The organism is Winogradskyella sp. PC-19 (assembly GCF_002163855.1).
In the GTDB taxonomy this organism is placed as follows: domain Bacteria; phylum Bacteroidota; class Bacteroidia; order Flavobacteriales; family Flavobacteriaceae; genus Winogradskyella.
This window is the reverse complement of record NZ_CP019332.1, coordinates 2138060-2163063: the sequence shown is the minus strand read 5'-3', so window position 1 is coordinate 2163063 and position 25004 is coordinate 2138060. Positions and strand designations below refer to the sequence as shown.

Genomic DNA, 25004 nt, shown 5'->3' with positions numbered 1-25004 from the left:
ATTCTTAAAAATTAAATACCAAAACAATGAAACGTAATCTATTATCTTGTTTAGCAATTGCAGGTCTTTTGTTAAGCTCATGTACTACAGACGACACTGCCGATATCGTAATTAACGACAATAGTGTAACAAACAACAATGGTGGTGGTTCTAATCCAACTGACCCACAAACAATTTTCCTATCAGGGACATTTACTGAAGATTTAACTTTAGATGCAAATAATACTTACAAGCTTAATGGTTCTTTAATCATGAGTGCTGGGACAACACTAACAATACCTGCAGGTATAACTATTGAAGCTTTAGCTGCTGGTTCAGATGTTTACATTGCTATCTCAAAAGGTGCAAAAATAAATGCAAACGGAACAGCGGATAATCCTATCGTCTTGACTTCTGATGCTTCTGCACCACAAGCTGGTGATTGGGGTGGACTTATTTTATTAGGTGATGCACCAATTAATTCTGTAACAGGAACTGCAACTGCAACTTCAGAAATCGCTGGCTTACCATATGGTGGAACTAATGCTGCTGATGATTCAGGAATAATTAGATACATGAGAGTTCAGTATTCTGGTGGTTCAGCTGATGGACAGTCAGAAAATAACGGTATATCTTTTTATGGTGTTGGTAACACAACTATTGTTCAATACATTCAAGTTTTTGAAGGAAAAGATGATGGTGTAGAATTCTTTGGAGGAACAGTAAATGTAGATTTCGTTTCTGTAGTTAACTCACAAGATGATTCTATCGACTGGACAGAAGGTTACTCAGGTATAATTACTAATGCTCACGTACAGCACGGTGCAGAGCATGATAAAGGTATTGAAGCAGATGGTTACAATACAGATATCGGAAATAACTCTAGTCCAATATTCTGGTCAAAACCAACTGTAACAAACTTAACAATAATTGGTAACGGTTCAGGTACAGGTAATGAAGCAATAAGACTTAGAGCTGGTACACAAGGGATCTTTACAAACGTTCTTTTAGAAGGTTTTGCAGAAGGCTTTGATTTAGATGGTGATGCTGGAGCAATGAGCGATAACCCAACAGGAACAGGGGTTTTAAATGGAGACTTAAGCGTTACTGATGTAACTTTTACAGATGTCACTTTACAAGTTAAAAATGATACTGGTGAAACTTTCGCAGATTCAGATTTCATATCTGGAATTGGAAATGCTACTGGTACAGATTTTGCAACTTGGGGTGCAACTTGGACCGTAGGAAACTAATTGAGTTAGACTTTTCTATTAATAAAAAAGCATCCCACTTGGGATGCTTTTTTATTCTATATATGGACTACATTATTATTTGTTGTTTGCCACTACTGTAGTCTTGTTTGTCCATTCGCTTACACTTGCTACAGCATTATTAGAATAGTCAACTTCCTTTAAATTATTGTTTTCCCAGTAAAACCATTTACCGACTTTCTTTCCTTCGTCATATTTAGCTGAAACAATTTTATTTCCTTCTTGGCAATAGCTATACCATTCACCTTGGAGCTTTCCTTCTTTTGTATAAAAACCTGTCTGACTCACTTGTCCATTGTCATGAAAATAAGTAACCTCTATAAGGTTTGTTTCTTCGTTAAGTGTTAAGGTTCTGTCTTTTTGTGCATAAGAGAATGCTACACAAAATAGTAGGGCTACTATAAATATCTTTTTCATATCAATCTGGGTTTATTAATTATTACATAACAAACATAACATTAATTTTACATTAAAACAAGATTTAAGTAACATTAAATTAACATTAGGTATTTAGATATTTGATTATTAGCGATTTATAATGTTACCAAAAAGACGTGTTACAACTTTTTAAACTGTAATTAATTATTATACTTTTGATTATTGCTTTCTGAAAATGAAAAACAAACTACTTATCCTATCCTTAGTTTTTTCTTTTTATTCGTGCTTGGTTATAAGTCAAACTAAAAATGAAAAAGAGGAGCGTATTAAGCTTTCTGAACTACCAAATAGTGTTAGAGAAATTGTAGGTACACTACCAAAAAAAATCAAACGCTTAAAGTTTTATAAAGAAACAGATGGTCGTAAAAATAGTTTTGAAATTAAACTGAAATACCAAAAAAATAGCTTCAGTATTGAGTTTTCAGAATATGGTGAGTTAGAGGATATTGAAGTCCTTTCAAAACTCAAGGCCATTGATATAGACGCGAGAATCAAGATAAAACGGTATTTTGAGAATTCATTTTCTAAGCACAAATTCATAAAAATACAGAAACAATATCTGCCCACATCAGACACTGAAGCTTCAGTATTTGTAGAAGGAATACTTTCAAAAAAAATCATATCGCCAAGCAATTTTGAAATTATTACAGAAATAACAACTCCGGACAAAAGAGAACTAAGAGAATTCACTTTTAATCATATTGGTATTTTTCAGAGCTTTAGAGTTGTTAATCCGTCAACCTATGATTATGTCTTATACTAAGTTACTTGTAATATTTCTGTGCTTTTTGTTTTTCTATGAAGTAAGAGCTCAGGAAAATTTTGAAAGTCTTGGAGAAACGGCTTTCTCTGTAAATCATGAGGTTTCTGATAATTATAAAACTAATTTTGCTTTACGTTCACGTTACTTTTTATATAAAGACAAAAATTTAGATTTTGAAAATAGGCAAATAGATGTTGTTCACTTTTCGACCTTAAATCTTAATTACAATCACAGCATTAGCTTAGGTGTTCAATATAGAAATAGAGCATCCATCGATGGTGGAAGTAACGAATTAAGACTTACGCAGCAGTTTAACTATACAAAAAGAAATGAAGCTTTGCGTTTTGGACATCGTTTTAGATTTGAACAACGAATCCTATCAGATTTAACCATACTACGCTCACGTTATCGATTTGCACTAGACTTACCACTTAATGGTGTTAAACTAGATATTGGTGAGACTTATTTAGTGTTATCTATGGAAGCTCTACTAAGTCAAGGCGAAATAATAAAACCCGAATTAGACTATAAAACAACAGGAAATATCGGTTGGGTAATTTCAAAAAAATCAAAGTTACAATTTGGATTAGAGTACCGTTTTGAAGCTTTTAATATAGCAACTGAACATCGACTTTTTATCCTAAGTTCTTTTATTTTAAAGGTCTAAAATAACGTTTAGATAACTTTGAATTAAAAATATTTGAGCTATTTTGCATACAATTTTTTATCATTAGGCATACATGGACAACCTATACATATACATGCTAGCAGCACTAGCATTTTTAGCCATTGCAGATTTAGTCGTTGGTGTTAGTAATGATGCTGTAAACTTCTTGAATTCAGCTATTGGATCTAAAGCCGTTTCCTTTAAAACTATTATGATTGTTGCTAGTATTGGTGTTGCCGTAGGTGCAATGACATCTAGTGGTATGATGGAAGTAGCAAGGAAAGGTATTTTTAATCCAGGAGAATTCATGTTCGATGAAATCATGATTATTTTTATGGCAGTCATGATTACGGATATTCTGCTTCTGGACTTTTTTAACACACTCGGACTACCAACTTCTACAACAGTTTCTATAGTTTTTGAACTACTTGGTGCATCTGTTGCAGTTGCTCTCATAAAAATATACAGCTCAGATAGTGGTCAGACAATTACCGATTTGACAAACTATATAAACAACTCAAAAGCTATTGAAATTATTCTTGGGATATTGCTGTCTGTTGTCGTTGCATTTACAATAGGAGCTCTTGTGCAATATGTATCAAGGATTTTATTATCCTTTAAGTTTGAAGAAAAACCAATTTTTTATAGTGCTATTTTTAGTGGTGTTGCTGTGACTTCAATCATGTATTTTATAATCGTAAAAGGGTTGAAAAACGCAACCTTTATGCCGCCATCAGTTAAAGAATTTCTGAATACTAATCCTGTCGGATTTGTAATTATAAGCTTTTTGGTGTTTACTATTCTATCCTATTTAGCAGTGAAATTATTCAATGCAAAAATTTATGCTATAATTATTGTCGTCGGAACATTTGCTTTGGCAGTAGCCTTTGCCGGTAATGACCTTGTCAATTTTATTGGTGTGCCAATTGCAGCATATAACTCATATGAAGTTTGGTCTATTAGTGGTGTAAACCCTTCAGATTTGGCCATGGTTTCTTTGAGCGAACCTGTACAGACACAACCTTATCTTTTATTGATAGCTGGTTTGATAATGGTACTAACACTTTGGTTTTCGAGTAAAGCTAAAGCAGTCGTTAAAACCTCTGTTGATTTGGCCAGACAAGATGAAGGAAAAGAACGTTTTAAACCTAATTTCCTTTCACGAAATATTGTTAGATTAACCATAGGCTTATCAAATAGTGTAAACTCCCTTTTACCAGCATCGTATAGACAATGGACAGACAAACAATTTATAAAGCCTGTAGCAAAAGTGAGCCCACAAGAAGCGCCAGCTTTTGATTTGGTCAGAGCAGCAGTAAATCTAATGGTTGCCAGTGTCTTGATTTCTATAGCTACTGGGATGAAACTACCACTATCTACAACCTACGTAACCTTCATGGTAACTATGGGTACATCACTAGCAGATCGTGCTTGGGGAAGCGAAAGTGCTGTATATCGTGTTGCTGGTGTACTAAATGTTATTGGCGGTTGGTTTTTTACTGCTTTTAGTGCATTTGTAGCTGCATCAATTATGGCAGTCATCTTGTATTATGGTAAAGGCTATGCACTAACTGCTTTAATTGTTTTAGCGGTAGTATTACTTACCAAAAATTATATTTCACACAGAAAAAACAATAAAGTTCAAAAAGAAGAGGATCAACTTCAAAAATCTGAAAGTAGCTCAACACAAGGTGTAATTCATGAGAGTGCTGCAACCATAGGAAAAGTTGTAAAACGTGGAAACAAGATTTACACATCAGCTATAAATGGTTTAGCGACTCAGAATTTGGCTGTTCTTAAAAAGAATAAAAAACAAATTCAAAAACTTTCTGACGAGATAGATGAACTGAGAGATAATATTTTTTACTTCATTAAAAACCTTGAAGAACCTAGTTTATCTGCCAGTGCATTCTATATCAATATTTTAGGTTATTTACAAGATATAACACAATCTTTAGAATACATTTCGAAGGTTAGTCACAAGCACATAAACAACAATCATAAGAAGCTTAAATTTAGTCAGATTAAAGAACTTAAAGATTTAGATGAGCAATTAGAACAATTATTCATCGCCACAGAAAGTGCCTTCGAATCACGTTCCTTTGCAGAAATTGGGGCCATTTTAAATAATAAAGCGTCTATGTTTAATTTGGTTAAAGACAAAATTCAGAAACAGGTTGAGAGAACTAGAAACGAAGAATCAAGTCCAAAGAACACTACACTTTACTTCGGCCTGTTACTTGAAACTAAAGACTTACTAACAGGAATAATGAATCTTTTAGAAGAATACTTTAACTCTCACGATAGTTCTGTGGAACCTGCAACAATTCCACCAAGCGAAGCGTAAATAACATCGCTATTTGGTTTTGTATATTTGATTGAAATTAATACATCAATCTATGAAATTACGCTATTCTCTTTTCTTATTTATTGGTATGGCCTTTACTATAAACTCTCAAAACATTAGTGGTTCTGAACTCCTTGAAAAAGCCATTAATTATCATGACCCAAGTGATAATTGGCCAAGTTTTAGTGGTAACTTTAAAGTAACAATGACCACACCTAATCAGAGTCCAAGAGTTAGTGATATAAACATAAGCCTACCTACTGAGTTTTTTAGTGTCACTGCAAATAGAGATGGTAATACACAAACCTATACTGTAGACAAAAGTAACTGCTCTTTATTTTATAATACTACAAAATTAGATGAAGCCACAGCAAAAGAGAAAAAGATGACTTGCGAACGTGCAAACATGTATAAAAACTACTATACGTATTTATACGGATTGCCAATGAAGCTTAAAGACAAAGGCACTAATATTAATGCAAAAGTTGAGCGCAAAACATTTAAAGGAAAAGACTATTTGGTATTAAAAGCAACTTACGATAAAGCTGTCGGTAGTGATGTTTGGTATTTTTACTTTGACCCAGAGACTTATGCTATGGAAGTTTATCAGTTTTATAAAACGGATGATAAAGGCAATGTAAAACCAGATTCTGGTGAATACATACTACTTACAGATGAAGAAACCGTAAATGGCATTAAAATGCCTAAAGTACGCGCTTGGTACTATAATAAAGATGACAAGTATTTGGGGACTGATAGTTTGGGTAACTAACTCAAATAATAAATTCAGAATTATAGTTGTAGTAGTCTATAAGTAATACTATTAAATTATGTATGAAATGGATAACTATTCCATACCATAGTGTTTTATATTTATTTCTTAAATAACCTAGTAGCAACCCAAATGGGAAAATCCATATTAGTGAAATAAATGAAAAGTGTACTAAAGCAAATATAAATGCTGTACCGATTATCGTTACTTTTTCACTAACAACTTTACTCAATTCGTTAAATAAAAAACCTCTAAAAGCTAACTCCTCAAATATTGGAGGTAAAATTGCTACAAACAGAATAGACCAAGCTAATGGGTTTTCTAGATATATATAATCACTGTAATAATTGATGCCAGATGAGTCAAATAACAGCTCATTAATATATCCTACAGAAAGAGAGACAAATATTGCTGAAAACACAGGTGCTAATAACGAAATAGCTATAATCTCTTTACTAATAATAGGAAGTTTATACAGCTTCAAAATTCCTTTAAAGTCTAAAATAGAAAAGCCTACTACAAGGATAGCAAATATACTTTCTATCATAATATCTAAGCCAAGACTAGACTCAGAAGCTTCATATATGTAATGTGATATTACAGCAAAAAACAGAAAAACAACATAGAAAACAATAACTAAATTGAGTGACTCGGTTCTATTTTCAATACCTGATTTAGCTAAAACATTTCCACATTGTGTGCAAAATTTGGCTTCAATATTTAAAGTATGATTACACTTTGTACAATTTTGCATAAATAAATGTCTTACTATTTTTTTATTGAGGATGCGGAGTAAACACCCTTTGCCAAATAAGCTATAATTATAATTTTAAAAATTATGCCTTTGATAATCGTTTCAGGTGCAACAATCGCAGAAATAATGATTGTCGTTAAGTAGAGGAATAATCCTAAGAGAATTGCAATAAGTGGCTTTTTTGATGTCCACGAACCTAGAAGTAAATAAATAACTCCTAGTATAAAACTAGTAATTAATGTGGCTGAATCTTGATTTATAAAAAAAAGTTATAGTTGCGAAAACTATAGTAATACCAGCCATAACATATAGAGTATTTCTGGCAGATTTAATTTTTTTATCTGCATCCATATGCTGGTTCTTTTTCATAGCATTCTTTGCATGAAACTGAGCAACATCTTTATCCGTACCATTTTCAGGAAAGCCACAAGAACTGCAAAAAATACTTTCCGCATCTACTATCGTTTTACATATTGAACAAACTGGCTGGGTATTTTCTAAATTACTTATTTCTTCCATTTATATTCTTTAATATATTGCCCAATATAAGAAAGAATTGAGGCTTTCAAACTCTTAGTAATAAAAAATCCTACCATTTGATTTATTAAGTATACTAATCCAAAAATCACACTTAAAATACAGTTATTTGTTGTACTCTTCATCCTTTTTTAAAACCAATTCACAATAAAATAATCTAATACACTTTTCAATTTTAATGCTGAATGTTCTCTAATATCAGTACTTAAAAAATTTTAACACTTAAAGCATAAATGCTCAAAAAGCCAGAAAGCATCTACATATCATCACACACAAAACACTATACAGCCTTAATAACTTTAAATAACTAATTGTCAGCGCTTTAAATAAAAATGTTTTCTGATTAAAATAGAACTTTGAAAGCTATTTTTTTATAATAGCCAAAAAAAACAGGAATTCATTTCTGTTAAAATTTACACCTGAAAAGTGTTAAAATTTCAACTTTTAAAAAAAATTAAAAAAAATTTCGCCAAACAATTCCCGTAAACACTAGGACAAATAATCAATGTTAATAAAATGTTGAGAACCATTTGTAAAGTACTTCAAATTTAAAAGCAAAAATTTGAATCTTTACATTCCGATTAATAATCCAAAACTTAATATTATGTCAAAAATTGATTTCGTAGTCAAAAGAGATTTCTCGACCAAAAAATTTGAATTAGATAAAATTACTAACGCAATTTTAAAAGCAATGACCGCTGTGAATCATGGTACAGAAAATGACGCACAAAACGTTGCTTTAAGTGTCTACGAAGCTTTACAAGTACGTACTATAAAGGATGCGGATTACATTCCTACAATCGAAGAAATTCAAGATAATGTAGAGACAACCCTGATGGCTACTGGTTTTTTAAAGGCTGCAAAGGCATATATCCTTTACCGTAACCAACAAGCGGAAAAAAGAAAAACTGACATTTTTGAAAAACGTGTAAGTTTAAAACCTTACGAATACCCACAATTGTACGAGTATGTTCCTGCAATTCGCCACTCATATTGGATACATACGGAATTTAATTTTACAAGCGACATACAGGATTTTAAATCAAGATTAACAGATACAGAACGTAGTGCTATCAAAAATACAATGCTTGCTATTTCTCAAATTGAAGTTGCAGTAAAAAGCTTTTGGGGCGATTTATACCATAGAATGCCAAAGCCAGAAATTGGTTCAGTAGGTTCTACATTCGCAGAAAGTGAAGTGCGTCACGCAGATGCATATTCACACCTATTAGAAATCCTAGGATTGAATAAAGAGTTTAAAGCCTTAAAGAAAAAGCCTGTAATCATGAAAAGGGTTCAGTATTTAGAAACAGCTTTAAAAAATTCAAAAAGTGATGATAATAAAGAATATGCTGAAGCAATTTTATTATTCTCATTATTCATTGAGCACGTATCGTTATTCTCTCAGTTTTTAATCATCATGGCTTTTAACAAGCACAAAAACATGTTGAAGGGAGTTTCTAACGTTGTTGAAGCGACTTCTAAAGAAGAGCAAATTCACGGTGATTTTGGGATTGATTTAATTAAGATTTTAAGAGACGAACACCCAGAATGGTTTACGGCTGAGTACCACACGACCATACAAGATATGTGTAATCAAGCTTTTGAAGCAGAAAGCGAATTGGTTGACTGGATTTTTGAAGATGGCGAATTAGACTTTTTACCAAAAGCAGTTGTCATTGAATTCCTTAAAAACAGATTCAACAAATCATTAGAAAGTATCGGAATTGATACTGTTTTCCAAGTTAACGAAACACTATTAAACCAAACAGAATGGTTTGATGACGAGATTATTGGAACAAAACACGGCGATTTCTTCGTAAAACGCTCTATTAACTACAGTAAAAAAGCACAAAGCTTTACTGGCGACGACTTATTTTAATAACCACACCATATACGATTAAACCATGCATAAAAAAACCATTGAACAACAGCAACAAGCAACAACAATTACAAACCCTCTAAAAGACGCTAGAAAAGAAGCTCTAAAAAAATATAAAACCTTACCAGAAGGTAATTTTGAATGGTTAAACGAAAACAGTCGTAAATTCTTAGGTGCTGGTTATTTAATTGAAGGTGTAACTGCAGAACAACGTATTAGAGAAGTTGCAGATCGTGCTGAACAAATCTTAGGAATGCCTGGTTTTTCGGACAAGTTTTATAACTACATGTCACATGGTTTTTATTCGTTAGCATCTCCAGTATGGTCAAACTTTGGTAAAGAGCGTGGTTTACCAATTAGCTGTTTTGGATCTCATGTAGATGATGATATGGGTAATATTTTATATACTCAATCTGAAGTTGGTATGATGTCCAAACTCGGTGGCGGAACATCAGGCTACTTTGGAAAAATACGTCATCGTGGTGCTGCTGTAAAAAACAATGGAGAAGCATCTGGTGCTGTACATATCATGCAATTGTTTGAAGGTATGGTAGATGTTGTAAGTCAAGGTTCTGTACGTCGTGGTCGTTTTTCGCCGTACTTACCGGTAAGTCATCCAGATATTAAAGAATTTTTAGAAATAGGCACAGAAGGAAACCCAATCCAAGGCTTAACTCATGGTGTAACCGTAGATAACCCTTGGATGGAAGAAATGATTGCTGGCGACCAAGAAAAACGAAGCATTTGGGCCAAAATTTTACAACGTCGTGGCGAAATGGGTTACCCATACATTTTCTTTAACGACAATGCTGATAAAGGTGCTGCTGATGTTTACCGAGATAAAAATCATCCAATTTACGCAAGTAACTTGTGTACAGAAATCATGTTACCATCTAACGATGAGTGGTCATTTGTATGTGTACTAAGTAGTGTGAATTTATTACACTATGATAAGTGGAAAGATACCGATGCTGTTGAAACAATGGTATATTTCTTAGATGCTGTAATTACAGAATTTTTAGAAAAATTAGAATCTTATAGAGATTCGGATAGTAGAGAAGATAGACAAACATTCTTATTTATGGAACGTGCGTATAACTTCGCAAAAGAAAATAGAGCACTTGGTATGGGTGTTTTAGGATGGCACTCGTTATTACAATCAAAAATGCATGCTTTTGACAGTAAAGAAGCATTTGATTTAAATAGTGAAATATTTAGAGTCGTTAAAGAGAAATCAGTTTCAGCTTCAGAAGAATTAGCTGCTAAATTTGGTGAGCCAAAAGTACTTAAAGGTTACGGCAGACGTAACGCCACTTTAAATGCTATTGCACCAACAACATCATCGGCATTTATTTTAGGTCAAGTATCTCAAGGTATTGAACCAATTTGGTCTAACATTTATGTAAAAGATATTGCGAAGTTAAAGACGACGATTAAAAACCCATTCTTACAAGAATTATTGGCTGAAAAAGGTCAGGATACAACTGAAGTTTGGCGTTCAATCAGAGACCGTGATGGTTCTGTACAACACTTAGAGTTTTTAACTGAAAACGAAAAAGCGGTATTTAGAACTTATCCTGAAATTGACCAAATGGATATCATTTACCAAGCGGCAAATAGACAAAATCATATCGACCAAGGACAATCTTTAAATATAATTGTACACCCAGATATGCCAGTTAAGGATATTAATAAAATCCACGTAACAGCATGGAAATTAGGTCTTAAATCATTGTACTACCAACACAGTATGAATGCTGCACAAAAATTCAAACAAAAGAAGGAATGTGCAAGTTGTGAAGGTTAAGCAACAGTGTTGCAAATACGAATAAAAAATATTCAAATGACAAAACGGTCACTTTATAATTAGAGTGACCGTTTTTATTTAGGGATAACCTATTTGAGTCTCCTTTTTATTTATCAAACTTCTCTTTAGCAACAGTTTCCAATTCCGCATACCAATCTTCACCAAACTTTCGGATTAAAGCTTCTTTAACAAATCTATAGACTGGGACTTGTAATTCTGCACCAAGAGAACATGCATCGTCACAAATTTCCCATTTGTCATAATTCACAGCAGAAAATTCCGAGTAATCTTTTACTCTAATTGGATATAAATGGCAAGACACAGGTTTTTTCCAGCTGACTTCGCCTTGATTGTAGGCTTCTTCAATACCACAAAGTGCGGTTTTTTTATCGTCGAAAATGACATATGCACAATCTGCGCCATTTATTAATGGTGTTTCTAATTCGCCAAAAGCTGTCGTGATGGATGTACCTTGCTTTTCGATTTGGGCAATACCTTCTTTACGTAAAAAGGGTTTTACTTTTGGGTAAATTTCTTCAAGGATTTTTGCTTCAGCTTCATCTAATGGAGCACCAGCATCGCCATCTATACAACATGCGCCCTTGCAAGCTGATAAATTACAGACAAAATCTTTTTCGATAATATCTTCTGAAACAATGGTTTTTCCGAGTTGAAACATAGCGTAAAAATAGTTAAACTTTACGGTAATTTAATATTGAAAATCTGCAATTTAATCGCACCTTTGCGGCGATTTTGAAAAACTTATAAAAATCAGACAATATGGAATTTAATTTTAAACAAATTTTTACAGCATTTATGGTATTGTTCGCCGTAATAGATATTATCGGAAACATACCTATTATCATAGATTTACGAAAAAAAGTGGGGCATATACAAAGTGAAAAAGCGTCCATTATAGCAGGGATTATTATGATTATTTTTCTATTTGTTGGACAACGTCTTTTAAATTTTATTGGTGTAGATGTAAATTCTTTTGCAGTTGCAGGTGCTTTTATTTTATTTTTTATTGCTCTAGAAATGATTTTAGGAATTACACTTTATAAAGAAGAAGAGAGTAATTCTATTACAGCCTCTGTTTTTCCTCTTGCATTTCCTCTAATAGCTGGACCAGGAAGTTTAACAACATTGCTTTCTCTTAGAGCTGAATTTAAAATTGAGAATATTATCGTTGCTGTAATTATCAATGTTATAGTAATATATATTGTCCTTAAAACTTCATCTAAAATTGAAAGAATTATAGGCCCAAACGGAATTAAGATTATAAGAAAAGTTTTTGGCGTAATTTTGTTAGCTATAGCAGTAAAATTATTTACTGCTAATATTAAAGAATTATTAGCTTAGTCATAAAACCCGTTAAAAATGAAAATATTCACAATTATTGCCTCAGTCATAGCTTTTGCATTAATTATTTTTAATGCTACTAAACTAAATTTTGATGCCCTTTTACAAGGTGAAAGTGCAACTGCGCTGATTACAATTTTTTGTTCACTTTGTGTGATTACACTACTTCAAATTTTTAGAGTTTCAAAGAAAATTGAAAAATTAGATAAACGTAAATAATGGATTTTGATGCTTTGATTATAGGTGGTGGTGCCGCAGGAATGTCTTGCGCTTTAGTATTAGGCTCTGCAATATCAAAGCCATTTGCCGCCGATAAACAGATTGGTATTATTACGCACCAAAAAACATCGCATTTACAAAATGCACTTTTTAATAACGTTTTAGGTTTACCACCTAAAACTTTGGGAAAAGACATTCTAAAAAGTGGAAAACAGCAGTTACAAGACTTATATCCACATGTAACACAAATTGAAAAGGAGAAAGTAAAATCAATCTCTAAATATCCTGAAGGTTTTACGGTAGAAACAAACAAAAATAGCTACACCTCTAAAAACATAGTTATTGCAGTTGGTTACACTAATTTACTGATCATAAAAGGTCTTGAAACTTACGTGGAACCACATCCACAAGCTGCTATCGAAAAAGATAGAATTTGGTTAAAAAATAAAAACTATTTAGTCGAAAATGGTCTTTACGTAGCAGGAACTTTAGCTGGAGGAAGAAGTCAATTTGCAATTGCTAGTGGTAGTGGCGCTCAGGTAGCAACTGACATTCTTACACTTTGGAATGCTGGTAAGCATACTAAAGTGCATGATAAGATTTCTAGTTAGTCGTTTCTTCAGGATTATCTTGGCTTAGAAGAATAACCTCATCTATCATAATATCGCTTCTATTAATAATTTCCTCAAAAGCGTTATCGTCGTATAGCTGTCTTGCTAGAGTCGCTTTAATCAAACGCTTTATTACATCGTTAAAGGCTACAAAGCTAATTTTAGTACTTTCTTGTCTATTTACGTAATCTTGAAAACGTACTACAATATCATCACTTACAAAAAAGTTATCTATGAAATCACGTTTAGCCACACCGTCATATATAGCTCTATTTCTATCTAATTCTTCGAAAACAAAAAAACCAAAATGACCCGAACGTCTTAAATAATTTATTGTTTCGTTATCAAAAGAGCGGTCTAAAGGCACAAAAATATCTGGGATAATTCCGCCTCCCCCATAAACAACCTTACCATTTGGTGTTGTGAATTTTAACGAATCTTCAATTTCGATGTTTTCAGAATTCATGAGTTCTCCATTACTTAAACGCTTATAATAATCTCTAAAATAACTTCTGCTTTCTCCGTTATTATATGGCTTTTGGATAGAACGTCCTGTTGGTGTATAGTATCTTGAAACTGTTAATCTAACAGCACTTCCATCACCCAGGGCCATTTCGCGTTGTACTAATCCTTTTCCGTAAGAACGTCTTCCGACAATTACACCTTTGTCGTTATCTTGTAGTGCACCAGCTATGACTTCACTTGCAGACGCAGAACTTTCGTTTATTAAAATGTAGACTTCACCTTCTTCAAAATCGCCTCGACTTGTTGCAAATGTGTTTTCTATTTTTCCTTTTTTATTTTTTGTAAAAAGAATAAGTTTATCGTCTTCCAAAAATTCGTCTGCAATACGCTCTGCAATACCTAAAAAACCACCAGGATTATCTCTTAAGTCTAAAACTAATTTAGTCGTGCCTTCATCTTGCAATCCGTCTAATGCTGATTTAAATTCTTCATAAGTAGATTCGGCAAAACGATTCATTTTTATAAAACCCAAATTATCTGTAAGCATATAAGATGCATCTACACTTTTTATTGGAATACTTCCTCTTCTTACAGTAATGTCTAAATATTCTTTAGTCTGTGGACGATACACCTTAAGCTTAACCCTAGTTCCTTTTTTACCTTTTAATTTTTTACTAATTTTTTCGGTATTGAAATTTTCTCCAAAAATAGAATCTCCATCTGCCATAAGTATTCTATCACCACTTTTTATTCCAGCTCTTTTACTTGGACCACCTTCAGTAGGTCTTATGACGGCTAATGTGTCTTTATAAGGATAATAATTAATGCCTATACCAACAAAATCGCCACGCATATTCTCTGTAACCCGTTCTAAATCTTTTTTAGGAATATATACAGAGTGTGGATCTAAATTATCTAAAATACCATTTACAGTAACATCTACTATACTATCTGTATTAATATCTTCTACGTACTCGTAATCTATATAATCTATAAGTCTGTTAAGTTTATCTTTTTTACTATTTGTTGTAAATAAACGATCAGAAGTATCTGTAAAATTAAGCTTACCTCCAATAAAGACCCCAATAGCAATAGCTACGCCTATTATTAATGGTATATACTTTTTTGTATTGGACATCTATGCTTTTACTTCTTGAATTAAATCTAACTGAACACCTGCTTTTTCTAAGAATTTTAATCCAGAATCGTCCTTATAGGCTTCAGAATACACAACCCTTACAAACCCTGCTTGATGAATAAGTTTACTACATTCTTTACATGGAGAAAGTGTAATATATAATGTTGCTCCTCTACAAGATTGAGTCGAAGAAGCTACTTTTAAAATTGCATTAGCTTCGGCATGTAACACATACCATTTCGTGTAGCCATCATCATCTTCGCAATAATTCTCAAAACCTGTTGGAGTACCATTATAACCGTCAGATATTATCATACGGTCTTTGACAATAATTGCTCCTACTTGTTTACGCTTACAGTGTGATAATTTGCCCCATTCCTGAGCCATGCGTAAGTATGCTTTATCGTATCTTAATTGTTTTTGGTCTTGAGCCATTTAGATTCTCTAATTATTGTAATTAACGAATATAACGGCTTAGTATTTTATAAGCAATGGCTTGCCGTTAAAGTTTTTACAAACTTTAAGTTGTATTATAATATGCTATTTTAAAATAATATAGGTATAACTAAACCTATAACTATGGAAGAAACAACCATTACCCAATCACGTTTAGAGAAACGAAATATCGTTTGAAATAAGAAACCAAGAAAAAGGACTACAAACACAATTATAACTTGAGCTAGCTCTATACCCAAAGCAAATTCTAACAATGCTAAAAGTTTATTGTCTGTATCACCAAATACCATAGTAAACTCTCTTGCAAAACCTAATCCATGTATAATACCAAATGCTAATGCTGCAAAAAATAAGACACTTACCTTTTTATTTTTATCTTCTTTACCACCTGTAAACACATTATAAATAGCGGCAACAAGAATTGTAACAGGTATTAAAAATTCAACTAATTTACCATTTACTGAAACCATGTCATATGCTGCTAATATTAACGACACGGTGTGCCCAATTGTAAAAAGAGAAACAAGTACTAAAACTCGTTTCCAATCCTTAAAAATATAAGGTACAGCTAGTAGTATTAAAAACAACACATGATCATAACCATTAATGTCCAATACATGGTTAAGTCCGTATTTTACGTTAAAGAAAAAATCGTTCATTTTTAAGTATTTATTTTTTTATGAAACGAAAAGTTTCATTGACGCCATCATAATCATTTGAAAAGTTTATAAAATAAGTCCCAGTCGAAAGTTTAGATACGTTTATCTGTTTTAAGAAATCATTTTCAAGTACTTTTTGTCCAAGTAGATTATAAATTTTATATTTTTCAATATCTCTATTAGTTTCTATTGATAATATATCTGAAACTGGATTTGGATAAATTTTAATAGATGTTTCTACATTTTGATTGGTACTTAAAACACCAGAAGGCATGATAGTTATAACCTGATTAGAAGTAATATTATTTACAATTGTTTCTGTACCATTCGGCCATTCGATTTTTATTTCGTCTATAAAACTATTATTGCCAACTCCAAAAAAAGCTTCTGCTGGTTCTTGACCAAAATGACTTGTTCCTGCAGTTATAAGTCTAATATTAGTGACACCGTTGAAAGTTGCTGAAATTTTAGTACCTATAGCAAAATGGTTACTGCCATTTAGCCTCGGTTTTACTACCAAATAATTATTAGAGCTTGCATCAGAAGAATAATCGTTTTCATATAATCTAGCAGCTTTTAAATCACCCGAATTAAACTTCATTGATTGTAGCAAATCTAAATCGCCATCCCTTTCCATATCAAAAGCTACAAGAGATGCTGCTTCCCAGTTATCATTAAAATTTGCAGTGTTTGATATATCCGAAAACAATAGACCATCAACGTTTAACCATAGTTTTGATGGGTCAGGTGACCAATTTACCTGTGGCCAACCATTAGTAGAAGCTAAATCTACAAAACTATCATTATTTGAGTCAAAAAAGGTAGTACCCCAATCCCAGCCACTAGCACCAACATCAATTCCTGGGTTTTGAGATATTTCTGTAAAACCTAAAGTATTATTTTGAGACCAATCATTCCTAAGCAAGATATTATGTCTTGGTTGTGTTTCTCCATCGTCAATTCTAGAAATATTAGTTGCATAAATGTCAAAGTCTCCATCATTGTCATAATCACCTAGTGTCATGCCCATTTCGTTAAATGGATGATCAGCACCAATAGAGCTTGCTATATTTTGAAAAGTACTGTCGCCATTATTTAACCAAAATTCATTAGAATCAAAATCTACATTGACATACACATCAATATCACCATCTCTATCAAAATCATGAAATATTGGTTGCCACCTAAACATACTACTTTGCGCTAGATTACTTGTAATACTAATATCAGAAAAAGTACCATTTCCGTTATTGAGAAACAATGTAGACTCAGCTCCCCATACCGATACAAAAACATCTAACCAACCATCGTTATTAATATCTGCAGCTGATACACCTCCAACAACTTTTTCGGTATCTAAGGAGGTGTTATACTTACCATTGAAGTCTAAACCAGTATTTGCTTCCTCTATAAATTGTCCTCCTGAGGTTTGCCTGTAAGTATAAATATCTAATTGCTCAACGCAACCAGATGAAACTTTGAAACAGTCTCCTACTAGAATTAAATCTAACAACTCGTCTCCATCGTAATCAATCCATAAACCGACTCTGATTCTGTTGGTGTTTGTTATGCCTAGATTACTCGCTACTTCTTGAAACTCTCCGATTCCATTGTTCTGGTAAAGCTGACTTGTTTGACCAAAATTTGTACCCACAAAAAAATCTAAATCTCCATCATTATCAAAATCTACAACAGAGGCACCACCACCGTAAACTCTAGCGATAACTGGATCAACACCGGTATCTATCAAATCGATTACGCCTTTAGCAGATGTTACATCAGTAAATGATTGAGAATATAAGTTGAAGCTTGTGAAAAAAAACAAGGCTAGCCCACTGAAGCCAATAATTTTAAATGTTTTATTAAATGAGTTTATCATAATATTTACTAGGGTTGTCTAAAGTAAATAATTATCTATATTTTTTCAATTAAACTTAGTTAAATGATAATATAAAAGGCAAATCAAGTTATATTTTGATTTGCCTTCAGTACTCAAGGCGGGAATCGAACCCGCACTCCTAAGAACCGGATTTTGAATCCGGCGCGTCTACCAATTCCGCCACTTGAGCTTTTAAATTAGATTGCAAAAATAAATAAAATTAATGAGTTAAAACAACTAAAATTGTGCGCTTTATTATTCTTGCTAGCGAAATAATTTTCTAACTTTGAACTCTATAATTATACAACTAACAACAACACAACAAAATGCCTAACGAAACCACAGAAGCAAAGATTTTTACTTGCTCACAAAGCCGATATTTAGCAGAACAAATTGCCAGCGCTTATGGCGTAAAACTAGGTAATGTCATCACATCAAGATACAGTGATGGTGAATTTCAGCCTTCTTATGAAGAATCTATTCGTGGCACCCGAATATTTATAATAGGTTCAACAAATCCCGGTCCCGAAAATTTAATGGAAATGCTACTGATGATCGATGCTGCCAAAAGAGCTTCAGCAAGACACATTACAGCCGTATTACCCTATTTTGGTTGGGCTAGACAAGACAGAAAAGATAAACCAAGAGTCCCGATAGCAGCAAAATTAGTAGCCAAAATGCTTGAAGCAGCTGGAGCAACTCGTATTATAACTATGGATTTACATGCAGATCAAATTCAAGGCTTTTTCGAAAAACCTGTAGATCATTTATTTGCTTCAACTATATTTTTACCTTATTTAAAATCTTTAAATCTAGACAACCTTACTATTGCTTCACCAGATATGGGTGGTTCAAAACGTGCATATGCTTACTCAAAAGCTTTACAAAGCGATGTTGTTATTTGTTATAAACAACGCGCAAAAGCTAATGTCATATCTCATATGGAACTTATTGGAGATGTTACAGGTAAAAACGTAGTGTTAGTTGATGATATGGTTGATACTGCTGGTACACTTACTAAAGCTGCAGACCTTATGATGGAGCGAGGTGCGCTTAGTGTTAGGGCCATTTGTACTCATCCAATTTTATCTGGTAGTGCGTATGAAAAATTAGAAAATTCTAAATTAGAAGAACTAATTGTTACTAACTCTATTCCTCTTACTAAAGAGAGTGAAAAACTACGTGTATTAAGTTGTGCCGATTTATTCGCAGAGGTCATGCAAAACGTACACCACAATAAGTCTATAAGTTCTAAATTTGTAATGTAAGACTTAGAGTTTTAAAATTTGTGTTTTCTCTGTGCATATTCGATAATATATTATTACATTTGCAGCCCTCAAAATGAGGTATTTAATATTATATAATTTAATTTTTTAAAATGAAATCAATTACAATTAATGGATCTCAAAGAGAAAGCGTAGGCAAAAAGTCAACAAAAGCCTTACGTAATGCTGGTCAGGTTCCTTGCGTCGTATACGGAGGAGATAAACCATTGCATTTTTCTGCACCAGAGTTGGCTTTTTCAAAACTTGTATACACACCAGATGCGCATACAGTTGTGATTGCCCTTGATAATGGTGAATCAATCAATGCAATTATGCAAGACATTCAGTTTCACCCAGTGACTGATAGAATAATTCATGTAGATTTTTATCAAATTTTTGACGATAAAGAAATTACAATGGATATTCCTGTAAAAGTAGTAGGAAGTTCTAAAGGTGTTATGAATGGTGGAAACTTAAGAAGACCTTACCGTAAATTAAGAGTAAAAGCTATTCCTGCTAACCTCCCAGATTTTATAGAGATTGATATTACGCCTCTTAAAATTGGTAGTAAATTATACATTACAGAGCTTCAAAATGATGCTTACAAATTATTACACCCTGACAACACTGTTGTTTGTCAAGTAAGACGAAGTAGATTAGCCGTCGTTGATGAAGAAGAAGAAGGAGAAGATGAAGAAGGAGCTACAGAAGAAGGAGCAGCAGATGCTCCTGCAACTGAAGCAACTCAAGAATAATTAAGACATTCTTATTTTAGAAATATAAAAAAGCATTCCTTTAAACTGGAATGCTTTTTTATTTTTGAATAAATCTTAAAGTAATGTTTAAATGGTTGTTAGCATTTTTTAATGCCGAAAAAAAAGAAATTGACAGTATGAAAAAATACTTAATCGTAGGCTTAGGTAATATTGGAGAAAAATACGAAAGCACAAGACACAATATTGGTTTCAAAATTTTAAGTCACTATGCATCTTCTAATGACTTTACTTTTAAAACGGATAAACTGGGAGATATCGCTTATCATAAGATTAAAGGTCGCACTCTAGTTTTGTTAAAACCTAGCACCTATATGAATTTAAGTGGTAAGGCGATTAAATACTGGATGAACAAAGAAAAAATACCTTTAGAAAACCTTTTAATTATTACTGATGACCTTAACTTACCTTTTGGTACTTTACGTCTAAAATCAAAAGGTAGTGATGGCGGTCACAACGGCCTTAAAGATACACAAGACAAGCTTCAAACTACTAAATATAATCGTTTTAGATTTGGTATTAGCGCAGAGTTTTCAAAAGGAAAGCAGGTTGATTATGTTTTAGGAAATTGGTCTGAAGAGGAAAATAAAAAATTAAAAGAGCGTTTAAAAATATGTTCTGAAGTAATTGAATCTTTTGTTCTCTCTGGACTAAAAAATACTATGAACAACTATAATGGTAAATAAAAAAAGCCTCTCAAAATGAGAGGCTTTTTTTTGTAATTTAAAACAATATTAATTAGATGCTTTAGGGAAATTGAAACGCACCAATATTTCATGAGTGCCGTCATTAAATGTACTTAGTTCGCTTCTTGCAGAACCACCATAAGCATATCCGAAATCCATCCAATCAGCAAGGTTAAACATAATAGTACCAGCCCACACTGAATCAGTACTATACATAACTCCAGCTTCAAAACGCTGATTATATCTAAATGCTGCTGTCATATCTGCTGCAACTCCATTTCCGTTAACATAACGAACCATTGTTGAAGGCCTAAATTCAACTTTATCAGATAAATCGAAATTGTAACCACCTGATAAATAGAAATGTGCTTTCTCATTAGCTATACTGACCATCCCATTGTCAACGTTAACTCTTTCACTTAATAATAAGCCAGGAACTGATAATGAAATAAAATACTTATCATTAACTAAATAAGCACCAATCCCTATATTAGGTCTAAAACCAGTATCAATATTAGCTACTGCCGGATCGATTTGACCAGAATTAAAACTAAAATTACTAAAGCCACCTTGGTCAACATTATAAGTTCTACCTCCAGCTTTTAAGCCTAAAAATACATTAGTGGACTCGCTTAGCTGTAACTTATATGAAAAGTCAACATTAAAGCTAGTTCTGTTTTCAACGAAAACATTATCATTAACTACTGACAATCCGATACCTAAATTTTCAGTCAAAGGTGTTTGAAAAAAGAAAGTTTGAGTTTCAGGCGCATCTTGAACATCAATCCACTGACTTCTAAAATTAGAAGTCAGGCTTGTAGTACCATCGGCCGCTGCATAAGCAGGGTTAATGGCGTTCATAGTATATCTATATAAAGCATAGTTAGGTTCTTGTTGTGCATATAAAGTGCCAAACAACAACAATGCAACTATCTTTAAAGTGTTTTTATAAAAATTCATTGTATTCATTTAATTTAATTTATATGCAATTAGTATGTTAAAAATAACCATCCTGTAATAATGTTTTCACCATTACCTGATTGATCAACTACATAGTAGTAAGAACCTGCAGGTAATTGATTACCATTCTGATTAGTTCCTGCCCAATCGTTAGAGTAATCACCAGACGTAAACACTTCAGCTCCTGTCTTAGTATAAACTTTAGCCGTAGTTCCTGGGAACAATTGAATACTTTGTATTATCCAAGTATCGTTGATATTATCACCATTAGGAGTTACTACATCGTTAACAGTAATATCATCACAAAGATCACCTTTACCATCATTGTCAACATCGGATTGGTCCGGATTTGGAGTAAATGGACAATTATCATCAACATCTAAAACACCATCATTATCATCATCATCATCACACTCGTCACCTTCTCCATCTCCATCATTATCTAATTGATCAGCGTTTGCAACAAACTGACAATTATCATCAACATCTAAGATACCATCGTTATCATCATCATCATCACACTCGTCACCTTCACCATCTCCATCATTATCAGCTTGGTCTGTATTATCAACGATAACACAGTTGTCATCGTCATTTAAGATACCGTCAGAATCAAAGTCTTCTGGATCTCTGATACCACAAATTTCAACAGAGAAACTGTTTATTTGACCTCCATCTGATCCAGGGAAATTATCTCTCACAAATAAATACCAAGTACCGTCTCCATTAACAATTGATTGTTGACCGTTGAAGAATGATAGTGGGTTTTCTGGAATAAATTCTCCAGTAAAAGGAGCTACTCCATCAGCGATGTCAATAGTTGCATCATCATTGAAAATAGTGTCTGTAAAATTATCACCATCTCCAGTTCCAGGACCATCAGCAACGATTACAAATTCTTGTGCTGTTGGATTAAATAAAGCTATTAATAAGTCATTAGCCCAAGTGTGTTGTATATCAACAGTTAGATTTACATCAGTAATTGTTAAATTTTCTTCAATGTTAACAGTTAACACATAATCTTGGAATGCTTGAGCAGAATCATCATCAATAGGAACTGGCTCACCTGTATAAGTAGCTACAGTACATACTACGTCACAAACATCTCCAATTCCATTTTCATCAAGATCTTCTTGGTCGGCGTTTGCAGTGCTTGGACAGTTATCATCAGCATTAAGTATTCCATCACCATCAATATCATCATCACAGACATCTCCTAAACCATCTCCGTCGACATCTGACTGGTCATTATTTGCTGTTAAAGGACAGTTATCTAAATTATCTGGTATTAAATCATCATCAGCATCTGGTAACGGCACTCCACAAATTTCGATAGACCAACTATCAATAGATCCAGTATCCGCAGAAACTGCATCTTGAGCTGTTAATAACCAGTCTCCTGCAGCAATTTCTCCGTTTAATGTAGATAAGTCACCGTCTGGGGTAAATGTACCTGTAAAATTACCTGAGCCTCCACTAACTGGATTTGTAGCATCACTATCAAAAACAGTATTGATATACTGAGTTCCATTTCCTCCATTTTGTTGAGTTAATATAACATCGGTACCTCCAGGACTAGTTAGTGTAATAGTTAAATCAGAACCCCAAGTGTGAGATACATTAATAGTAACGTTTACATCTGTAATCTCAGACACATCAGTAACCTGTAATATAGAAGATACTGGATCTCCAGGCCCTACAAAGAAAATTCCATCAGGAATGTCTATTGGTGTATCTGTAGAAACAGAAACACCACATTCAATAGTTCCAGTTTCAAAATTAGTAGATGAAAATGCACCTTGTCCACAATCATTCACAGATCTTACTCTCCACCAATATGGTGTTTCTGTCATTAATCCCATTGGGACAAATAATGCTTCGGTAACAACACCTCCAGAGACAATGTTAGTAAAAGCAGCGTCAGAAGCTATCTCAATTTCATAAGCAGATGCGTTAGCGTCTTCGCTCCAAGTGAATTCTGCCATTGGTGGCACACCAGTAATTCCTCCATTAGGGTAGCCCTGAACAATAGGGTCAAAAGTAGCGTCAAATACGTTTAAAGTAGCAACTGCAGGAACAACATCTGAACCATCAGTAGCTTGTATTGTAAAGTCATAAGAACCTACAGCAACACCAGCAGTACCAGAAATTGTCATAACTACAGTTTCTCCGTCTGAACTAACAGACGTTGGGCTAAATGTCGCTGTTGCACCAGCTGGTAAATCTATAGTAGAAAAAGTAACAGTATCTGTAGACGAGGCATCGGCATTATATGTAAAACCGTAAACTGCATCATCAGGCGTACAAATGTCTAATTCAGTATCATCTAAAGTAATCCCAAAAGCAAAAGGAGATTGCACAAGTGCTGCACGTGGACCTCCTGGTTCTAATGTTGCTCGCATTCTATTTTTTTGACCTTCAGTAAAAAGTCCCATACAAGCATCGTCACTGTAATCCATATAGTTTTCTACCATATCAACAGATCCACAAGATGAAGATCCCGTTTGGCACCCGCCATTTGAAGCATCGGCTTCAGGAGTATCGCCGACAAAATCGTCTTGTCCACATGGACCATCACCCCAAATATGTCTTAGGTTGAAGAAGTGACCCATTTCGTGAGTTGTTGTTCTACCTTTGTCAAAAGGTGCTGATAATACAAAACTTCCGTCATCATCATCAGATGAACCAAAGAAGTTATATCCCATAACAATACCGTCAGTATCTGGCGATCCACCAGGGAATTGAGCAAAACCTAATAAACCTCCAGAAAAATTAACTGTCCAGAAGTTAAAGTAAAGAGAAGTATCCCAAGGGTCTTTTCCACCAGTAGCATCAGCCTTCATTGATTCTTCAAAACCAAAAGAAGCAGTTGCAGTCTGAGTTCTCGTAATACCGTTTGTTGGGTTACCATCTGGGTCTATCTGTGCTAGATAAAACTCAATTTCCATATCTGCAGCCTGAGGCCACGTTGCTTGTAATCCTGGAAACTCAACATTTGTGCCTCTAAAATCTTTGTTAATCACATCGATTTGTGATTGAATTTGAGCATCAGAAATATTTTGGTCGTCATTATTGTAAACAACATGAACTACTACCGGAACATACAATACAGTTGCATTGCTTCTCGCTTGTGAGTTGTTTGCTCTTTGTTGTGTAAGCGTTTCTAATCTTGCCAAATTCTCAGCATGAGTAGGGTTTTCTTGCAACTGCTGTTCTAATAATTCTGCTGAAGCACATATTCGCTCTTGGGCGAAAACTCCAGAAGTAATCATGAAAAATGCAGCTACTAAAAAGTAAAGATTTTTTTTCATTTG

General features: G+C 33.5%; 23 protein-coding genes and 1 tRNA gene. 13 read left to right on the top strand and 11 right to left on the bottom strand.

The window, feature by feature from the left end; genetic code table 11:
• The first annotated feature begins 26 nt into the window (after positions 1–26).
• A complete protein-coding gene (locus tag BTO05_RS09885) occupies positions 27–1232 on the top strand; it encodes a multidrug transporter (RefSeq protein WP_087492505.1) in 1206 nt (401 codons plus the stop codon).
• A gap of 75 nt (positions 1233–1307) precedes the next feature.
• Here BTO05_RS09885 and BTO05_RS09880 read toward each other — a convergent pair whose 3' ends face one another.
• Positions 1308–1667 carry a nicotinic acid mononucleotide adenyltransferase gene (locus tag BTO05_RS09880; RefSeq protein ID WP_087492504.1) on the bottom strand — a complete coding sequence of 120 codons (360 nt, stop codon included), beginning with the start codon at positions 1665–1667 and terminating at the stop codon, positions 1308–1310.
• A 196-nt stretch (positions 1668–1863) separates the two neighbouring features.
• Between BTO05_RS09880 and BTO05_RS09875 the strand changes: the two genes are divergently transcribed.
• From BTO05_RS09875 to BTO05_RS09860, 4 genes are all read left to right on the top strand, one after another.
• Positions 1864–2451, top strand: a complete 588-nt coding sequence (locus tag BTO05_RS09875; RefSeq protein WP_157662565.1) for a hypothetical protein — start codon at positions 1864–1866, stop codon at positions 2449–2451.
• Complete coding sequence (locus BTO05_RS09870) at positions 2438–3118, top strand: DUF2490 domain-containing protein (protein ID WP_087493337.1); 681 nt, start codon at positions 2438–2440, stop codon at positions 3116–3118. Before BTO05_RS09875 ends, BTO05_RS09870 begins: the two co-directional genes overlap by 14 nt.
• Positions 3119–3191: 73 nt before the next feature.
• Positions 3192–5465, top strand: a complete 2274-nt coding sequence (locus tag BTO05_RS09865) for an inorganic phosphate transporter (RefSeq protein ID WP_087492502.1) — start codon at positions 3192–3194, stop codon at positions 5463–5465.
• Positions 5466–5517: 52 nt separating this feature from the next.
• Positions 5518–6237 (top strand): DUF6503 family protein, encoded by a 720-nt coding sequence (locus tag BTO05_RS09860; protein ID WP_087492501.1) that lies wholly within the window; start codon positions 5518–5520, stop codon positions 6235–6237.
• Position 6238: 1 nt separating this feature from the next.
• On the opposite strand, the gene BTO05_RS09855 is transcribed toward BTO05_RS09860, so the two are convergent.
• Complete coding sequence (locus BTO05_RS09855; RefSeq protein ID WP_087492500.1) at positions 6239–6991, bottom strand: CPBP family intramembrane glutamic endopeptidase; 753 nt, start codon at positions 6989–6991, stop codon at positions 6239–6241.
• A gap of 228 nt (positions 6992–7219) precedes the next feature.
• Positions 7220–7510, bottom strand: a complete 291-nt coding sequence (locus tag BTO05_RS09850) for a hypothetical protein (protein ID WP_087492499.1) — start codon at positions 7508–7510, stop codon at positions 7220–7222.
• Between the two features lie 622 nt (positions 7511–8132).
• Between BTO05_RS09850 and BTO05_RS09845 the strand changes: the two genes are divergently transcribed.
• Both BTO05_RS09845 and BTO05_RS09840 read left to right on the top strand, forming a co-directional pair.
• On the top strand, positions 8133–9410 hold the full coding sequence (locus tag BTO05_RS09845) for a ribonucleotide-diphosphate reductase subunit beta (RefSeq protein WP_087493336.1): 1278 nt from the start codon (positions 8133–8135) through the stop codon (positions 9408–9410).
• A gap of 25 nt (positions 9411–9435) precedes the next feature.
• A complete protein-coding gene (locus tag BTO05_RS09840; protein ID WP_087492498.1) occupies positions 9436–11217 on the top strand; it encodes a ribonucleoside-diphosphate reductase subunit alpha in 1782 nt (593 codons plus the stop codon).
• Between the two features lie 106 nt (positions 11218–11323).
• Here BTO05_RS09840 and BTO05_RS09835 read toward each other — a convergent pair whose 3' ends face one another.
• Positions 11324–11896 carry a DUF3109 family protein gene (locus BTO05_RS09835; RefSeq protein WP_087492497.1) on the bottom strand — a complete coding sequence of 191 codons (573 nt, stop codon included), beginning with the start codon at positions 11894–11896 and terminating at the stop codon, positions 11324–11326.
• A 101-nt stretch (positions 11897–11997) separates the two neighbouring features.
• Between BTO05_RS09835 and BTO05_RS09830 the strand changes: the two genes are divergently transcribed.
• From BTO05_RS09830 to BTO05_RS09820, 3 genes are read left to right on the top strand one after another with little or no spacing between them, the layout of a single operon-like run.
• Positions 11998–12579, top strand: a complete 582-nt coding sequence (locus BTO05_RS09830; protein ID WP_087492496.1) for a MarC family protein — start codon at positions 11998–12000, stop codon at positions 12577–12579.
• 18 nt (positions 12580–12597) lie between these two features.
• Positions 12598–12798, top strand: coding sequence for a hypothetical protein (locus BTO05_RS09825; RefSeq protein WP_087492495.1), 201 nt, complete (start codon positions 12598–12600; stop codon positions 12796–12798).
• Positions 12798–13409 (top strand): FAD-dependent oxidoreductase, encoded by a 612-nt coding sequence (locus BTO05_RS09820; protein WP_087492494.1) that lies wholly within the window; start codon positions 12798–12800, stop codon positions 13407–13409. The genes BTO05_RS09825 and BTO05_RS09820 overlap by 1 nt, the downstream gene beginning before the upstream one ends.
• Here BTO05_RS09820 and BTO05_RS09815 read toward each other — a convergent pair.
• From BTO05_RS09815 to BTO05_RS09795, 5 genes are all read right to left on the bottom strand, one after another.
• Positions 13402–15012 (bottom strand): S41 family peptidase, encoded by a 1611-nt coding sequence (locus tag BTO05_RS09815; RefSeq protein ID WP_087492493.1) that lies wholly within the window; start codon positions 15010–15012, stop codon positions 13402–13404. The two genes, BTO05_RS09820 and BTO05_RS09815, sit on opposite strands and share 8 nt — an antisense overlap.
• Positions 15013–15447, bottom strand: a complete 435-nt coding sequence (locus BTO05_RS09810; protein WP_087492492.1) for a deoxycytidylate deaminase — start codon at positions 15445–15447, stop codon at positions 15013–15015. It lies immediately after the preceding gene.
• 110 nt (positions 15448–15557) lie between these two features.
• Positions 15558–16127: a HupE/UreJ family protein gene (locus BTO05_RS09805; protein WP_087492491.1), complete on the bottom strand. Its 570-nt coding sequence runs from the start codon at positions 16125–16127 to the stop codon at positions 15558–15560.
• A 10-nt stretch (positions 16128–16137) separates the two neighbouring features.
• Positions 16138–18006, bottom strand: a complete 1869-nt coding sequence (locus BTO05_RS09800; protein WP_087492490.1) for an FG-GAP-like repeat-containing protein — start codon at positions 18004–18006, stop codon at positions 16138–16140.
• Between the two features lie 110 nt (positions 18007–18116).
• Positions 18117–18196: transfer RNA gene (locus BTO05_RS09795), tRNA-Leu, on the bottom strand.
• 136 nt (positions 18197–18332) lie between these two features.
• Here BTO05_RS09795 and BTO05_RS09790 point away from each other — a divergent pair.
• The 3 genes from BTO05_RS09790 to pth all read left to right on the top strand — a co-directional run bounded on the left by BTO05_RS09790 (position 18333) and on the right by pth (position 20730).
• Entirely contained in the window at positions 18333–19274 is a 942-nt protein-coding gene (locus tag BTO05_RS09790; protein WP_087492489.1) for a ribose-phosphate pyrophosphokinase, read from the top strand.
• A 110-nt stretch (positions 19275–19384) separates the two neighbouring features.
• The gene (locus BTO05_RS09785; RefSeq protein WP_087492488.1) at positions 19385–20026 is read left to right on the top strand and encodes a 50S ribosomal protein L25/general stress protein Ctc; all 642 of its coding nucleotides are present in this window, start codon (positions 19385–19387) and stop codon (positions 20024–20026) included.
• Positions 20027–20109: 83 nt separating this feature from the next.
• The gene (gene pth, locus BTO05_RS09780) at positions 20110–20730 is read left to right on the top strand and encodes an aminoacyl-tRNA hydrolase (protein WP_232459729.1); all 621 of its coding nucleotides are present in this window, start codon (positions 20110–20112) and stop codon (positions 20728–20730) included.
• 48 nt (positions 20731–20778) lie between these two features.
• On the opposite strand, the gene BTO05_RS09775 is transcribed toward pth, so the two are convergent.
• Both BTO05_RS09775 and BTO05_RS14200 read right to left on the bottom strand, forming a co-directional pair.
• Positions 20779–21690, bottom strand: coding sequence for a type IX secretion system membrane protein PorP/SprF (locus BTO05_RS09775; RefSeq protein WP_157662564.1), 912 nt, complete (start codon positions 21688–21690; stop codon positions 20779–20781).
• A 29-nt stretch (positions 21691–21719) separates the two neighbouring features.
• Positions 21720–25001: a thrombospondin type 3 repeat-containing protein gene (locus BTO05_RS14200; RefSeq protein ID WP_087492486.1), complete on the bottom strand. Its 3282-nt coding sequence runs from the start codon at positions 24999–25001 to the stop codon at positions 21720–21722.
• Between the last annotated feature and the right edge of the window lie 3 nt (positions 25002–25004).